Consider the following 15,089-nt stretch of genomic DNA (forward strand, 5'->3'; position numbering starts at 1 on the left):
CCCCGCATGACTGACAGAGGGGGGGAAGCTGATGAGCGATTTCGACGACATCAATGCGCGCGGTCTGGTGCTGGTCGGTTGCGGCCGGATGGGCGGCGCGATGCTGAAGGGCTGGCTGGCGCGCGGTCTGGAACCCGGCGCGGTCACGGTGATCGACCCGAAACTGGCGCCCGAATGGCAGGACAAGGGGCTGCGGATCAACGCGCCCCTGCCGGAAAATCCCGCCGTGCTGGTTCTGGCCGTCAAGCCGCAGATGATGGCCGACGCCCTGGGCGAGGTGCCCCGGCTGCGCGACACCCTGATCGTGTCGGTCGCGGCAGGAACGACGATCTCGACCTATGAACAGACCTTTCCGGACGCGCCGGTGATCCGGGTGATGCCGAATACCCCCGCGGCCATCGGCAAGGGCATCTCGGCGATGATCGGCAATGCGGATGCGACGGACGCGCATCTGGACCTGGCCGAGGCGCTGATGCGTGCCGTGGGTCGGGTGGTGCGCCTGGACAACGAAGGCCAGATGGATGCCGTCACCGGCTTGTCCGGCAGCGGCCCCGCCTATGTGTTCCACATGATCGAGGCCATGGCCAAGGCCGGCGAGGCGCAGGGCCTGTCGCCGGATCTGGCGCTGGAACTGGCGCGGATGACGGTTGCAGGCGCGGGTGCGCTGGCGATCGATGCGGACGAGGATCCCGACGTCCTGCGCGAGAACGTGACCTCGCCGGGCGGGACCACAGCCGCCGGGCTGACGGTCCTGATGGATGCCGAAACCGGCCTGCGGCCGCTCATGGCGCGCACGGTCGCCGCAGCCACCGAACGCGGGCGCGAACTGGGCAAGACGATGAAATGACGATCGATTTCGACGACTTTCTGAAGGTCGATATCCGCGTCGCCACGATCACCCGCGCCGAGGCCTTTCCCGAGGCGCGCAAGCCCGCGGTCAAGCTGTGGCTGGATCTGGGCGAGATGGGCGAGCGCAAATCCTCGGCCCAGATCACACGGCACTACCAGGCCACGGCGCTGGTCGGCAAGCAGGTGCTGTGCGTGGCGAATTTCCCGCCGCGCCAGATCGGCCGGTTCATGTCCGAGGTCCTGGTCCTGGGCGTGCCCGACGCGGATGGCAAAGTCGTGCTGATCGGGCCTGATCTTGAAGTGCCGAACGGGGGGAGGCTTTACTGATGACACTGCTGGTGACGCGCAAGATGCCAGAACGGGCGACGAAATCGATCGCCGCGCGGTTCTCGGCCGAGTTTCGGGACGAGGCTCCGCTGAGCCGCGACGACGCAGCCGCGGCCCTGCGCGATTACGACATGATCATGCCGACGCTGGGGGACGATTTCTCGGCAGGCGCCTTCGAGGGCGGCGATCTGCGCTGCCGGATGATCGCGAATTTCGGAGCGGGCTACAACCATATCGACGTGGCGGCGGCCACGGCAGCCGGAGTTGTCGTGACCAACACGCCCGACGTCGTGACGGACGCGACGGCCGACATTGCGCTGACGCTGATCCTGATGACCATGCGGCGCGCCAGCGAAGGCGAGATGATCGTCCGCGCGGGGCAGTGGACCGGCTGGACACCCACGCAGCTGCTTGGCGCCCAGGTGAGCGGGGCGACGGTCGGGATCATCGGCATGGGCCGGATCGGCAAGGCCATCGCGCGCCGTTGCCATCATGGTTTCGGGATGCGGGTGGTCTTTCACAATCGCTCGAACGTGTCGGCACTGGACATTCCCGCACGCCAGATGCCGGGCCTGCATGAGACGCTGCAAGCCTGCGATATCGCCGTCGTGGCGGTTCCCGGCGGGCCGGGCACCCGACACATGATCGGCGCGGCCGAGCTGCAGGCGCTGGGTCAGCAGAGCTATCTGGTCAATATCGCGCGCGGCGATGTCGTCGAGGAATCGGCGCTGATCGCGGCACTGCAATCGGCTGCGATCGCGGGCGCCGGGCTTGATGTCTATGAAAGGGAGCCCTTGGTGCCGCAGGCGCTGATCGACGCGCCGAACGTCACATTGCTGCCGCATCTGGGAACGGCGACCGAACAGGTCCGCACCGAGATGGCGATGCGCGCGCTTGAAAACCTGATCGATTTTGACGAAGGGCGAAAACCGCGCGACCGCCTGGGCTAACTTTTGCTGCATCGCGGAACCGGTGACTGGCGCGCGCGTTTTCCTCGCACACGAAACATGTATCCAAGGGAGGACGCCATGAACTGGGATATCGTCAAGGGCAAATGGAAGCAGCTGCAAGGTTCGGTCCAGGAGAAATGGGGCGAACTGACGAACGACGATCTGGATCAGATCGACGGCAACAAGGACCAGCTGGCCGGCAAGTTGCAGGAAAAATACGGCTGGACCAAGGAAAAGGCCGAAAGCGAAATCGACGATCACTTTCGCGATCAGGGCTGAGCGCAACCCGAACTGACTGGAAAGGGCGCCTTCGGGCGCCTTTTTCTCATGCCCTGCCGTCGCCCGCTGCGAAAGGCCGGGGGGCTTTCCTTTTGCGCGGTCTGCCTTAACGATGCACCTCATGAGCCAGACCGAGGACCTGCGCGATCGCGCGCTTGAACTGATACGGGCCGGCATCGCAGCAGCCGATCCTGCTGCGGCGGTGCGCGCGGCCATGCCGGAACTGGTCGCGCAGGGGGGCGAATGGCGGATCCTTGCTTTGGGGAAGGCCGCGCGCGCGATGGCCAGCGCGGCGCTTGAGGCGTTGCCGCTGGCACGGGCGCTGGTCGTCACCAACAAGGGCAATGATGCGCCGCTGGCGCGCGCCGAGATCCTGGTCGCGGGCCATCCGGTGCCGGATGCCGCCGGCAAACAGGCTGCGGAACGGGTCGAGACGCTGCTGCGGGGCTGCCGTCCCGGCCAGCGGGTGCTGGCGCTGATCTCGGGCGGTGGTTCGGCGATGCTGCCCGCCCCGGTCGAGGGCGTGTCGCTTGAAGAAAAGCAGCAGGTCAACCGGCTGTTGCTGGGATCTGGCGCCGATATCGGACAGACCAACCTGATCCGGCAGGCGCTGTCGCGCCAGAAAGGCGGCGGCTGGCTGCGGCTATGCCCGGTGCCGGTCACCGCGCTGATCCTTTCCGACGTCCCAGGCGACGATCTGCGCGTGATCGCATCAGGACCGACCGTGGCCCCGATCGGCACGATCGCCGCGGCCGCCGCGACAGCGCGCGATCTGGGCATCTGGGCGCGGTTGCCGCCGGCCGTCCAGCGCGCATTGAAGCGGCCCGAGGATCGCCCTGACCCGCCCGTGGCCCGGAACATCCTTGTCGGCTCGAACGCGATCAGCGTGGCGGCGATGATCGCCGCCGGCGCGCGCAGTGGCGGTCCGCCGCTGGCGGGCGATGTCGAGGACTGCGCCCGTGTCCTGGTTGCAGCGGCCCGCCGGGCGCGGCCGGGCGACGCCTTGGCCTTTGGCGGCGAGACGACCGTTCGCCTGACAGGCGACGGGCTGGGCGGGCGCAACCAGGAACTGGCGCTGCGGTTCGCGCGGCATGCGGAACTGTCGGGCCTCGACGGGCGATGGGTCTTTGCCTCGGTCGGCAGCGACGGGCGCGACGGACCGGGCGAGGCCGCAGGCGGGATCGTCGATCCGGGCACGCTGCCGCGGATGCGCGCAGCGGGGATCGACCCCGACGACGCGCTGGCGCGCAACAATTCCACACCTGCCTTGCACGCTGCGGACGGCTTGGTGACAACCGGCGCGACCGGAACCAACGTCGCGGATCTGGCGATTTTCCTGCGCGGGGCAGCCGCCCCGACCGACTGACGAGGACAGGTTACCGATGTTATATGCCTATGCTGTCCGGAGCGGACGTCTTTCGCTGATCGAGCGCGACACGCCTCTGGAACAGGCGGTCTGGATCGACCTGATCCAGCCGGACAAGGACGAGGTCGCACTCTTGCGCGGACTGGGCGTCGAGGTTCCCTCGCTGGCCGAGATGGAGGAGATCGAGATATCGAGCCGGCTTTATCGTGAAAACGGCATCGACTACATGACGGCCGTGCTGCCGGGCGAACGCCCGGATGGTGTTCGTTCCGCGATGCCGGTCAGCTTTCTGCTCTCGCACTCCCGGCTGGTGACGGTGCGACATCATTCGCCGCGACCGTTCCTGACATTCGCCGACCGCGCCGAACGCTCGACCCTTGGCTGCGGCAATGCCGACCGGATCTTTCTTGGTCTGGTCGAAGAGATCATCGCGCGTCTGGCCGATATTCTGGAAAGCTCGGGGCGGGTTCTGGACGAGACCAGCGCCAGCGTGTTCCAGCAGCAGCGCCCGCCCGGGCGCAAGGCCGGTCGCAGCGCGGCCGAGCGATTGCAGAACGCCCTGCGCAAGGTCGGGCACGAGGCGGAGGTGATGGCAGGCGTCCGGCTGGGCCTACTGACGATCGAGCGCATTCTGGTCTTCCACGCCGCGAGGATCGAGGAGCGGCGCGAAAGCGGCAAGCTGCGCCCGGTCATCAAGGGCCAACTGCGCGACGTGCAGGCGCTGGAGGTGCATGCCGACTTTCTGTCCGCGCGCGTCAGTCTGACGGTGGACACGATCCTGGGGATGATCAATCTCGAACAGAACAATGCGGTGCGCATCCTGTCGGTGATTTCGGCGCTGTTCCTGCCGCCGACCCTGATCGCCAGCATCTACGGCATGAACTTCACCAGCATGCCGGAACTGGACAAGCCCTGGGGCTATCCGATGGCTTTGCTGCTGATGCTGGGCACTTCGGTTGCGATCTGGCTGTTTCTGCGCTGGAAGAACTGGCTGTAAGACCGAACGGCGCGACGACGATCGGACCGGGTTGCGGGGGCGGGGGCGGGGGCGATCCGCATCACCAACTGGAAATCGACGCGCCTGGCGAGGCGCGATCGTCCGATCGCCAGCCATCTCGCCGGACCGAAGGTCGCGATCGTCGAACCGAGCGGGCGGGTCCTGCTGATGGGGCCGTGCCGGGGCGGAAACGGGCGTTGCGGGTCGATCGAACTCACCCGCCTGACCGCGGTTCGACCGCGATACCGTCCGCGATCAGGTCGCTGGGGTGCAGAATCACCCAATCGCCGGCCTCCAGTCCCGAAAGCACCTGCGCGAAGGACTCGTTTCGTTCACCCAGGCGGATGACATGCAGCCTCGCACGCCCGTCACGCACCACATAGGTCGCCCACTCGGCGCCGTCACGGAACAGGGCGCCCACGGGGATGGACAAGACCTCCTCGCCCTTCCAGATATCGATGCGGACGATGACGCGGAAGCCGTGGCCCAGCAATTGCCAGTCCTGCGGATGTCCTCGCAAGCCCAGGATCACCATGACCCGCTGCTCATCGATCCCCAGGGCCGAGATCCTGGTCGTCGCCGAGGGTTCGATCCGCTCGACCACGGCGGCGATCGGGGCCCCGCCCCAGCCGGAAATCAGGGCGTCCGCACCCTCGCGGACCCGCACCGCGTCGCGCGACAGGAGATGGACCGCGATCTCAAGCTGACCGGGATTGCCGACTTCAAGAATCGGCGTGCCGGGCAGGACGACCTGTTCGTCCTCGGTCAGCACCCGCAGGACGCGCCCGGACACAGGGGCGAACAGTTCGATGCAACAGGTTTCGGCGCCATTCCGGTTCGCCGTGTCGAGAACGGCCATGGCGCTTTCAAGTTCTCGTTCGCGCACGGCCAGATTTGCACTGGCGCTGTCGACCGCGGCCTGGGCCGTCTTCTGTTCAAGAACGGCATTGTCCAGCACTCGCCGGGCGATCGCCGCCCTTCCGTAAAGCGCGCGGGCCCGATCCGCCTCGGAGGTCATGAACTCCAGCGTGGCCTTGGCCTGCGCCAGCTGGGCCTGCGCCAGATCGACGGCGGATTGCGCGGCGGCCCGTGTTGCCTCGGCCACCGACCGCGCCCGCGAATCCAGCAGTGCCGGGGCCGCCGGGCCGATGATCGCGACGACGGTTTCCTGCGCGACGACCGGATCGCCCGCATGCAGATCGATGCGCCCAAGCTTGCCCCCGATGGTGGCCGAGATGGTGAAAACCTCCTTGATCCGCGCCACGCCCTCTTCCTCGACCGCGATCTGGATGGTGCGCGGTGCGATCTCGGCCAGCTCGACCTGGATGGGTCGGGGCAGAAACGCCCAGACGACAAGTCCAAGCGTGGCAACGACAGCGATTGCAGAGACAAGCCGGCGCATGGGTCATTCCCTCGTTTTCAGGACTTCGATCATGTTGAGATTGTTGATGCGCCCGCGAATGGCCAGTGCCGAGGCAAGGGCAGCGGCGCCGACGATCAGGCTTGCGGTCGCATAGACATCGGGCCTGATCACGAACGGCACGCGATACAGATCCGATGAAAATGCGCTGACCATGCCAAGCCCCATGAGATAGCCAAGAAACCAGCCAAGCGGTTGAGCCAGAAGAACAATCGCGACCAGTTCGCCCAGGAGGATGCCCGCCACCTCGCGACGGCTGAAACCAAGAACCCTCAGGCTTGCCAGTTCCCGTCCCTGTTCGGACAGGGCGATGCGGGAAAAATTGTAGACCACCCCGACCGCGATGATCCCAGCCAGGGCGACATAGACGGTAATCATGATCGTGATGTTCTCGGCCAGCGTTTCCTTGAACCGGGCGACCGTCAGCGCCGTCACGGTGACGAAACCGGTCGTGGGTGTGTCCTTCGCTGCGGCATAGAAGGCGTCGCGTTCGGCGTCGTCGATCAGCAGGCCGACGCCCGAGATGACATCTCCGTCACCCAGCGCCCGATTCAGGGCCGATAACTCCATCGCGGCGCCAAGGCCGACATAGCCCAGTGACACGCCGCTGACCGGGAGCGTGACCGTCCGGCGCGCGCCTTCGAGGAATTCGACGGTCACGCGGTCACCGGGGCGGACGTCAAGCGCCTCTGCCAGGGCCTCGGAAACGATCAGCCCGGCCTCGGGCATGGTCATCGGGCGCAGGTCGGGTGACAGCACGCGCGACAGAAGGGGTGTCTCAGGCTTTCCGATGACCGACAGTCTGCGCGACAGGTTGCGGTGGCTGATCTGCGCGCTGACCGCCCGGAAAGGCTCTGCCGCAAGCACGCCGGGCATCTGACGCATGGCGTAGGCCGCGCGCGCGGGTCTGGTATCCGTGAACACCACCCGCGCGTCATGACGTTCCGCGCGCGTGAAGGTGACGTCGATCATGTGGTCGATCGACCCGAAGGACCACAGCGATGCCACCAGGATCGCCACGGACATGGCCATGCCCAGGACGCCTGAAGCCGTCCTCAGCGGCCAGTGGACCAGATGCCGCAGGATCATGACGTCGGTCTGCCGCAGCGACAGCCGCCGCCTGAGGAACCCCGTCCTCGCCCGGTAGTCAGCCGGTGCGGGCGGCGACATCGCGATGGCGGGTGGCAGGGCAATGGCCGCGCGCACGGCGAACAGGGCACCACCCGCCGCCGATGCCGCGCTGACGGCGGCGGCCACTCCGTAGATCTGCGGGTCGCGGGTGAAGACGAGGAAGGGAAACGAGAAGAAGCTTGCGTAAAGCTGCGCCAGACCGGCCCCAAGCCAGACCCCGGCGGCAAGCCCGATGACGATGCCCAATGCGGCGATCGCGAGCACGAATTCCAGATAGTGCTGGGCGATGGCGCGCGAGGAATAGCCGATCGCCTTCAGAAGCCCGATCTGCTCGCGCTCCAGCGTGATGAGGCGTGACAGGGTGATGTTCACCAGCATTGCCGCAACCAGCAGGAAAATCGGCGGCAGAATCCTGGCCATGGCGCTGAGCTGTCTGAGTTCGGCATCCAGAAAGGCGTGCGATGTCTGATCGCTGCGCGCCGTGGCCCCACCGCCGCCATAGGGCGCGGTCAGCCGGTCAAGCGCCTCGATCGCACGGTCCACCGACGCACCGGGGGCAAGCTTCAGGACCACGTTGGAAAACGCGGATTCCAGATCGTAGGCCGCCTCCATGCCTGGTCGCGGCAGCCAGGCGATGCCGAAGCGGCGCGGATCGGGCATCATCTCGCCCGGGCCCAGCGCATAGATGAATTCAGGCGACAGCGCGATGCCGGTTACCGTCATCTCGCGCCGCTGCCCGTTCATCAGCACGGCCAGGGAATCGCCCGGACGAAGCCGGTGCGCCCTGGCGAAGCCTTCCGAAAGCACCACCTCGCGGGCTGATTGCGGATCCGGCAGCCGGCCCTGGCGCAGATGCAGCCGGTTCAGTCCCCTGGCTCCGCCTTCGGGCAGCGACACCAGAAGCATCGTCCCCGGCTCGGTCATGGCCGGAAGATCGAGAAGCCCCAGCTTCACGATCCGCGCCTCGGCGGCCAGAACGTCCTCGATCGCCGCAATTTCCGCCATCAGCGCGCGGGGTGCCCGTGTCACATCGGCGAACACGTCGGCGAAACGATAGCTGTCGTAATATCGCGCCCGGGTCTCGTGCAGCGATGAATACGCTCCGTTGCCAAGGATCAGCGTCGCGACACCCGCCGCCAGCACCAGCGCGATGGCCAGCACCTGGGCCCAGAGGCGAAGCAGGTCGCGAAACATCTTGCGGCGAAGGGGCGGGATCACCAGGATACCTCGGCCGGGCTTTTCCTGGCCGCATTCACCGTCTCATCGACGATCCGCCCGTCGGCGAAGCGCAGGACCCGGTCGGCAATCTCGCGGATGGCGGCGTTGTGGGTGATGACCAGCGTGGTCGTTCCGATGGTCCGGTTCACCTGTGTCAGGGCCTCGAGAACGCGAATACCGGTGACCGAGTCCAGCGCGCCCGTCGGCTCGTCGCACAGCAGGACCTCGGGATTCTTGGCGATGGCACGGGCAATGGCCACGCGCTGTTGTTCCCCGCCTGACAGCTGCGCCGGGAAATGATCGCGCCGGTCCGAAAGCCCCACCAGCGCCAGCGCCTCGTCGGGCGACATGGGGCGGCGCGCGATTTCGGTGACAAGGGCGACGTTCTCGTGCGCCGTCAGGCTGGGTACCAGATTGTAGAACTGGAACACGAAGCCGACATGGTCGCGCCGATAGCGGGTCAGCCCGCGTTCGTCCAACGCCGTCAGTTCACGATCCCCGAACCACGCCTTACCCGCCGTCGCGGTATCAAGTCCGCCGACGATGTTCAGGAAGGTCGATTTTCCCGATCCCGACGGACCCAGGATCACGATGAACTCACCCCTTGCCGCCTGAAAATCGACGCGGCGCAGAGCATGCACCTCCTGGGCGCCGCTGCGGTAGATCTTGGTCAGCCCCTTGGTCCGGAAGATGATCTTGCCATCAATCGCCATCGCGCGCGCCCTCACATGATGCAAGCTTACCGGTGCGCGGCGGCACGAGGCCATGACCTGCGTCAAACACGCCGACGAAGGGGCGCAGACGCCGGCCGCAACGGCTTTTGCAGCCCCCGGCTCAATGGCCCGGGCCTTGTTCGCCGCCGTGATCCGCGTGATCGGGCTCAAGCGCGCGCTGCAATCGGCGGATCAGCATCGCGCGGGCCTTGCGGTCCGGACTGGACCGAAGGGCCTCGTTGATGTCGAGGACCAGACGCGACGCGTCGTTGTGCCAGTCAGGTCGCGCGACCTGATCGGGGGCGATGCGCGGGGGCGTGGTTCCGGCGAGTCTTTGCACACCCTCGGGTGCAAGGACGAACCCTTCGTCCAGCACGGGACGCAGCACGTCGGCGGGCTTCACGATGTCGTCCAGCCGTTCCGCGAGTCCCTGCATCGCCGATTCCTCGCCATGAACCAGAAACACCTGGTTCCGGACGGGAAGGCGCGCCTTGATCCAGTCGCGCAATTCGGTTCCGTCGGCATGGCCCGAGTAAAGGTCAAGCGACCTGATTCGGGCGCGGACGGCGAATTCCTCGCCCTGGATGCGCACCGATTTCGCCCCGTCGCGCAAGATGCGCCCAAGCGTTCCGGCAGCCTGAAAACCGGTGAACAGCACCGTCGCCTTGTCGCGCCAAAGCCAGTTCTTCAGCCGGTGCCGGATGCGCCCGGCCTCGCACATGCCCGAAGCGGCGATGACGATATGAAACCCCTGAACCCGGTCAAGCGCGATGCTTTGCTCGCGCGTCTCGGTAAAGTGCAGATGCGGGGATTTCAGGCCCTGCATCAGCACAGCGCCTTCCTCCAGCTCGCGGTGATGTCTGGCAAAGACCCGCGTGGCCCTGGTGGCAAGCGGGCTGTCCACATAGATCGGCACCTGCGGCAAGGCCCCTTCCGCGATCAGTCGGCTCAGATCGCTGATCAGTTCCTGTGCACGCTCGACCGCGAAGGAGGGGATCAGCAGCACGCCACCGGGGTCGATGGCGGCGCGCACCTCGTCGCGCAGCAAGGCGCGGCGATGGTCCGCCGAGGCGTCCATCCGGTCCCGGTCGCCATAGGTGGACTCGCAGATCAGGTAGTCCAGTCCGCTGGGTCCCGTGGGGTCAGGGTGCATCAGCTTGCAGTCGGGACCGATATCGCCGGAAAAGAGGATGCGCAAAGGGTCGCCCCCGGCCTGTGCGGATTCGACCTCTACCGAGGCCGAGCCCAGCAGGTGCCCGGCGTTCCAGAACCGCGCCCGCAGCCCGGGCAAGACGGCAAACCAGCCATCATAGGGGTGCGGATGGAGCAGCCGAAGACAGGCCGCCGCGTCCGCGCCGGTGTAGATCGGCGTGACCGAACCGCGATCCCGCCGGGCCGCACGGCGGTTGAACTGTTCGACCTCAAGCTCCTGGATATGGGCGCTGTCGGGCAGCATGACCCCGGCCAGGTCGGTGGTGGCTTGCGTGGCATGGATCGGGCCGGTGAACCCGTGCCTGACCAGCTTGGGCAGCAGGCCGGAATGGTCGATATGGGCATGGCTGAGAATCACCGCGGCGATCCTGCCGGGCTCGAAGGGGAAGGGGCGGTAGTTCAGCTCTTTCTCGGTTTTCGACCCCTGAAACAGACCGCAGTCGATCAGGATGTCGCCGTGATCGGTCTCAAGCCGAAAGCAGGATCCCGTGACCGAGCGGGCGGCACCGTGGAACGTCAGGCGGGGATAGGCCATGGTCAGATCCCTCCGGGGGCTTGAGTCACGTCTGCAGCACATAGGTTCCGGGCGCGGGCCCAAGCGGGGCAAGGCCCTTGTCCTCGGCCCCGGTTCCAGGCGGGGCCGCCAGGCCATCGCCCTGCGCGGTCAGCCAGTCCGCCCAGTGAGGCCACCACGAACCCGGCACCGGCTGGGTCTGTGCCAACCAGGCATCCGGACCGACATAAAGCGCGCCAGCCGGCCTGCGCGAGACGCGGAAATGCCGCCCCTTGCGGCCCGGTTCGCTGAGGATGCCGGTATTGTGCCCGCCCCTGGTCAGCACGAAAGTCAGGTCGCAGTCGGTGAACAGCTTGGTCTTGTAGACCGAACGCCAGGGCGCGATGTGGTCCGCCTCGGTGCCGACAACGAAAAGTGGCACCGACAGATCCTTCAGCGCGATCACCCGGCCTTCGACGGCAAAGCGGCCGGCGGTCAGCCGGTTTTCCAGAAACAGCCCACGCAGATATTGCGAATGCATCAGGGCCGGCATCCGGGTCGTATCGGACAGCCAGACCCCCAGATCGGTCGGAACATCCTCGCGTCCCAGGAAATAGCGTTGCACGGCACGGGTCCAGATCAGGTCCTCGGCACGGATCGCGGCAAAGGCGCGGGCCATCTGAGGGCGGTCCAGATAGCCCAGTTCCCACATGAGATCCTCCAGAAACGCGATCTGGCTTTCGTCAAGGAACAGCAGCAATTCGCCGGCTTCGGCGAAATCCACCTGAGCCGCCATCAGCGTGACCGAGCAAAGCCGGTCGTCGCCGTCACGCGCCATGGTCGCGGCAGCAATCGCCAGGATGGTGCCGCCCAGACAATAGCCAACCGCATGCACCGGACGGCCCGGCACGATCGTCGTCACCGCGTCCAGCGCCGCCATCACGCCGCGCTTGCGGTAGTCCTCCAGCGACAGGTCGCGCTGCTCGGCGGTCGGGTTGCACCACGAGATCATGAAGACGGTGAAGCCCTGCCCGACAAGATAGCGCACCATCGAATTCCCCGGCGACAGGTCGAGGACGTAATATTTCATGATCCATGCCGGGACGACCAGGATCGGCCGGGCCTGCACCTGCGGTGTCTGCGGCGCATACTGGATCAGTTCGAACAGATCATTGCGAAACACCACCGTTCCGGGCGTTGCGGCCAGATCCGTGCCGATGCGATAACCTTCGGGGGGCGGATCGCGCTCGCCGGTCAGGGTCTTGACCGCATCATGTGCGAAATGGGCCGCCCCTTCGGCCAGGTTGCGGCCGCCGGTGCTGGCCGTTTCGGCGACGATCTCGGGGTTGAGCGGCGGAAAGTTCGAGGGCGACAACACGTCAAGCGTCTGGCGAGCCAGAAAGCGCGTGCGCTCGGCGTCCTCGCGGCTCAGGCCGCGCGTCGGCTCGGTTGCATGGTCCCACCAATCCTGCACCGCCAGGAAGCCCTGCTGCCACAGTCGGAAGGGCGTTTCTTGCCAGCCGGCATGGTCAAAGCGATGGTCATGGGCCTTGGGCACGAAGGGTGGCGGGCTGCCGGGGCTTGCCGCCATAGCCATCAGCTTCACGAGGTTGCGCTGTGCGTGTTCGGCAAGTTCCATCTGCCGGCCGGGCGCGCGCGCCAGATGCTGTGCCCAGTCGCTCCATGCCTGCAGGAAAGCATGGGTGGAGACCCCGCCACTGAGCCGCGCCAGGGCGGCGCGGGCCGCTCGATCGAAGTTCTGATGGGCATGCTCGGGCGCCGGCGCCGCCTCGATCACTGCGGGAAGCTGGACACGGGGCGGCGCCGCGTCGGGGGCCTTGGGCCTTTTCGTGATTCGGGTCATCTCGGCCTCGATTCTCCTGGACGCGGCTTGCCGCAAGGGGACCAGCTTGGTCTAGCGCATCTAACCTGTCCGGACCTTGTCTCAGATCATGCTGTCAGCCGCTGCCGCTTCGGTTTTTCGATCTTGATGGCGGTGCCGCGGACCGGCGAATCGCCATGTTCAGGATGCCGTCCGTTGCTGGCAGGGTCGAGCCAGTCGTGCGGATCGGGCGGCGTGCACATCCGCAGCACCGCTCCTGCGCGGCTTTCACGTGGGTTTTCCGACCTGCGTTGGCGTTGCTCCAGCCACGAAGCGCTGTGGGCTGCCGCAGCTGATCGCCGCCGCTTCAGTGCGGCCGATCATTCCGCCGGCCGACCCGGACATGCATGGCCTGGGAACTCATGGGGCCATGAAGGCTTTTCTCAACCATGAGAGAGACCCCGCACAAGGCCCGTTTCGACCGGCTTGACCGGCTTTCCCGGCAACTGGATTCCGTTTTTCGCATTCCCGGAACCCGTTTCCGTGTGGGTTACGACGCGATCGCGGGCGTGCTGCCGGTCATCGGCGACGCCGCGGCGGCCTTGCCCGCCGCGTGGATCCTGATTGAAAGCTATCGCATGGGGTTGCCGCCGGCGAAGCTTGCCCGTCAGGGCCTGAACCTCGCCGTGGACAGCGTCATCGGCAGCATACCCGTGCTGGGGACCATATTCGATGCCGCTTTCCGGTCGAACCTCCGCAATGTCGAGATCCTCCGCGGTCACCTCGAAGCACTTGACCGAAGCTGAAATGGTCCGCGGGCAAACCGGCCCGGCTGACCAGGCGCCCGATGTCAGGAAAGCCAGCGTCGCACGGCTTCGAGAGCCAGGGTCATGCCCGCAACGCCGAGTCCGACCACGACGAGGGTCGGACCCTCGAGCAGAGTTCCCGCAGCCAGCAGCGCGCCCGCGACGATCCAGCCCGTCGTCGGGGCAGAGGGAAGCGGCATGTTCCGGATCATATCTGGTTCTTCCTTCTTAATGACATGCATCGCGCCGCAGGGCTTTCGCCAGACGACCACGCAGCACCCGACGCCAAGGGAACAGGACGATGAAAACCGGCCTGCCTCGCGGCGTCAGAGATGCGATATGCCGCCCTGCCCTACAGCCCCCCAGAGATGCAGGCAAGACCCGCGCGTTCCAGGTGTCGCTGCGTCATGAGGGGCGGCTGTGCGGCAGCGGTCCGTCCGTGCGCATGCCGAAATCGTCAGCCCGACCGTCAGGTTTTGGTCGATGCCCGACGAAGTGCCGGGCTGCGAGGGGCACTCCGCCGGTCTGGTCCCGGCTGGCGACGGGTCTGGTCGCCGGCGATCCCGGCCAACGGCGGCCGATGCTCGGCGTTCGGGCCGCTCTCTGCATGTCCTGGCCTTCCAGCGTTTCGGGGGCCGGACGGGCAAGGATGGGTGCTTGCCGAGAGGACGCAGGCCCCGCGAGGGGCAAGCCAAGCGCTTGAGGACCTTATCAGAACCGCGCTGGCCTTCGTGGGTTCGGCTTCAGGACCGCGACGGGCTGGCGGCAAGCCTGACGCCCGGCCCGCTGAAAAAGCCTGTTGCAAGCACGCCCATGTCGCCCGCCATCTGGGCTTCACACGGATCCAGCCAGAGGATCCGGACGACTGGATTGGGCGATCACGCCGTTTCGCCACGTTTCTTGCGCGACCGGCTTGGGCGTGCCAGTGATGGCTCATCCTGACTCGCAGCGTTGGAAAATGACCATGGCCCGCGCATTCCGCCCTGTCCTGTTCGGGCTCTTGTCGGTGTTCGGACTGTCTGGTGCGCCGGCCGCCGCCGATGCGCCGTTGATCATCCTGGACCAGACCCAGCTACCCTTCGATCTTGGACCCGGGCACCCCGACAACAGTCCGGCCAGGCAATCGAATTCGCCCAACGCGCCCTGGAATTCCGCCGGCAACACGGCCAACGCCCGTTCGACATGGCAGAACAGGCCGGCAAATCCCGACAATGAAAACCGCTTGATCATGACAGCCGATGGTAATGTTCTGGGTTATTACGCGACCAATGCGGGCGGGGTTCTGAACCTGTTCGACCTGAACGGCCGCCGCGTCGCCTATCGGCCCGCCAGGGGAACGCGCAGCCTGTTCACGACCGCGGGCCAGTGGTGTGGGACCGTCGATGGCGGGGCGAGGGCCTTCGTTCTGGCGGTCACGAAATCCTGTGCGCGCCGCTTTGCGCACTGACCGGATTCAGCCGGACAACCGTTACATTCCCGTTCTAGACGGGGCGCACAAGCCCAAGA

The 15,089-nt window shown here is 66.4% G+C and carries 15 protein-coding genes; 8 read left to right on the plus strand and 7 right to left on the minus strand.

Going from position 1 to position 15,089, the window contains the following annotated elements; all coding sequences use genetic code 11:
• The first annotated feature begins 31 nt into the window (after positions 1–31).
• The 6 genes from proC to L1965_RS07715 all read left to right on the plus strand — a co-directional run bounded on the left by proC (position 32) and on the right by L1965_RS07715 (position 4,768).
• Positions 32–847: a pyrroline-5-carboxylate reductase gene (gene proC, locus L1965_RS07690; RefSeq protein WP_235755840.1), complete on the plus strand. Its 816-nt coding sequence runs from the start codon at positions 32–34 to the stop codon at positions 845–847.
• Positions 844–1,176 (plus strand): tRNA-binding protein, encoded by a 333-nt coding sequence (locus L1965_RS07695; RefSeq protein ID WP_235755841.1) that lies wholly within the window; start codon positions 844–846, stop codon positions 1,174–1,176. The genes proC and L1965_RS07695 overlap by 4 nt, the downstream gene beginning before the upstream one ends.
• On the plus strand, positions 1,176–2,126 hold the full coding sequence (locus L1965_RS07700; protein WP_235755842.1) for a 2-hydroxyacid dehydrogenase: 951 nt from the start codon (positions 1,176–1,178) through the stop codon (positions 2,124–2,126). Before L1965_RS07695 ends, L1965_RS07700 begins: the two co-directional genes overlap by 1 nt.
• Positions 2,127–2,204: 78 nt before the next feature.
• Positions 2,205–2,405 carry a CsbD family protein gene (locus tag L1965_RS07705; protein ID WP_235755843.1) on the plus strand — a complete coding sequence of 67 codons (201 nt, stop codon included), beginning with the start codon at positions 2,205–2,207 and terminating at the stop codon, positions 2,403–2,405.
• Positions 2,406–2,526: 121 nt separating this feature from the next.
• The gene (locus tag L1965_RS07710) at positions 2,527–3,771 is read left to right on the plus strand and encodes a glycerate kinase type-2 family protein (protein WP_235755844.1); all 1,245 of its coding nucleotides are present in this window, start codon (positions 2,527–2,529) and stop codon (positions 3,769–3,771) included.
• A gap of 16 nt (positions 3,772–3,787) precedes the next feature.
• Entirely contained in the window at positions 3,788–4,768 is a 981-nt protein-coding gene (locus tag L1965_RS07715; protein WP_235755845.1) for a magnesium transporter CorA family protein, read from the plus strand.
• 214 nt (positions 4,769–4,982) lie between these two features.
• On the opposite strand, the gene L1965_RS07720 is transcribed toward L1965_RS07715, so the two are convergent.
• From L1965_RS07720 to L1965_RS16040, 6 genes are all read right to left on the minus strand, one after another.
• Positions 4,983–6,170, minus strand: coding sequence for an efflux RND transporter periplasmic adaptor subunit (locus tag L1965_RS07720; RefSeq protein WP_235755846.1), 1,188 nt, complete (start codon positions 6,168–6,170; stop codon positions 4,983–4,985).
• Positions 6,171–6,173: 3 nt separating this feature from the next.
• The gene (locus L1965_RS07725; RefSeq protein WP_235755847.1) at positions 6,174–8,537 is read right to left on the minus strand and encodes an ABC transporter permease; all 2,364 of its coding nucleotides are present in this window, start codon (positions 8,535–8,537) and stop codon (positions 6,174–6,176) included.
• The gene (locus L1965_RS07730; RefSeq protein ID WP_235755848.1) at positions 8,534–9,250 is read right to left on the minus strand and encodes an ABC transporter ATP-binding protein; all 717 of its coding nucleotides are present in this window, start codon (positions 9,248–9,250) and stop codon (positions 8,534–8,536) included. Before L1965_RS07730 ends, L1965_RS07725 begins: the two co-directional genes overlap by 4 nt.
• Positions 9,251–9,371: 121 nt before the next feature.
• Positions 9,372–10,997, minus strand: a complete 1,626-nt coding sequence (locus L1965_RS07735) for an MBL fold metallo-hydrolase RNA specificity domain-containing protein (RefSeq protein WP_235755849.1) — start codon at positions 10,995–10,997, stop codon at positions 9,372–9,374.
• A 25-nt stretch (positions 10,998–11,022) separates the two neighbouring features.
• Complete coding sequence (locus L1965_RS07740) at positions 11,023–12,819, minus strand: PHA/PHB synthase family protein (protein ID WP_235755850.1); 1,797 nt, start codon at positions 12,817–12,819, stop codon at positions 11,023–11,025.
• Positions 12,820–12,905: 86 nt separating this feature from the next.
• Positions 12,906–13,040: a hypothetical protein gene (locus tag L1965_RS16040; RefSeq protein ID WP_277882948.1), complete on the minus strand. Its 135-nt coding sequence runs from the start codon at positions 13,038–13,040 to the stop codon at positions 12,906–12,908.
• A 186-nt stretch (positions 13,041–13,226) separates the two neighbouring features.
• Here L1965_RS16040 and L1965_RS07745 point away from each other — a divergent pair, with 186 nt between their 5' ends.
• The gene (locus tag L1965_RS07745; RefSeq protein WP_235755851.1) at positions 13,227–13,583 is read left to right on the plus strand and encodes a DUF4112 domain-containing protein; all 357 of its coding nucleotides are present in this window, start codon (positions 13,227–13,229) and stop codon (positions 13,581–13,583) included.
• 44 nt (positions 13,584–13,627) lie between these two features.
• Here the strand turns inward: L1965_RS07745 and L1965_RS07750 are convergent, their stop codons facing one another.
• Positions 13,628–13,795 carry a hypothetical protein gene (locus tag L1965_RS07750; RefSeq protein WP_235755852.1) on the minus strand — a complete coding sequence of 56 codons (168 nt, stop codon included), beginning with the start codon at positions 13,793–13,795 and terminating at the stop codon, positions 13,628–13,630.
• A 752-nt stretch (positions 13,796–14,547) separates the two neighbouring features.
• Here L1965_RS07750 and L1965_RS07755 point away from each other — a divergent pair.
• Positions 14,548–15,030, plus strand: coding sequence for a hypothetical protein (locus tag L1965_RS07755; RefSeq protein ID WP_235755853.1), 483 nt, complete (start codon positions 14,548–14,550; stop codon positions 15,028–15,030).
• Positions 15,031–15,089: the final 59 nt, after the last annotated feature.

The sequence above is a fragment of the Paracoccus salsus genome, assembly GCF_021556615.1.
GTDB classification, from domain to species: domain Bacteria; phylum Pseudomonadota; class Alphaproteobacteria; order Rhodobacterales; family Rhodobacteraceae; genus Paracoccus; species Paracoccus salsus.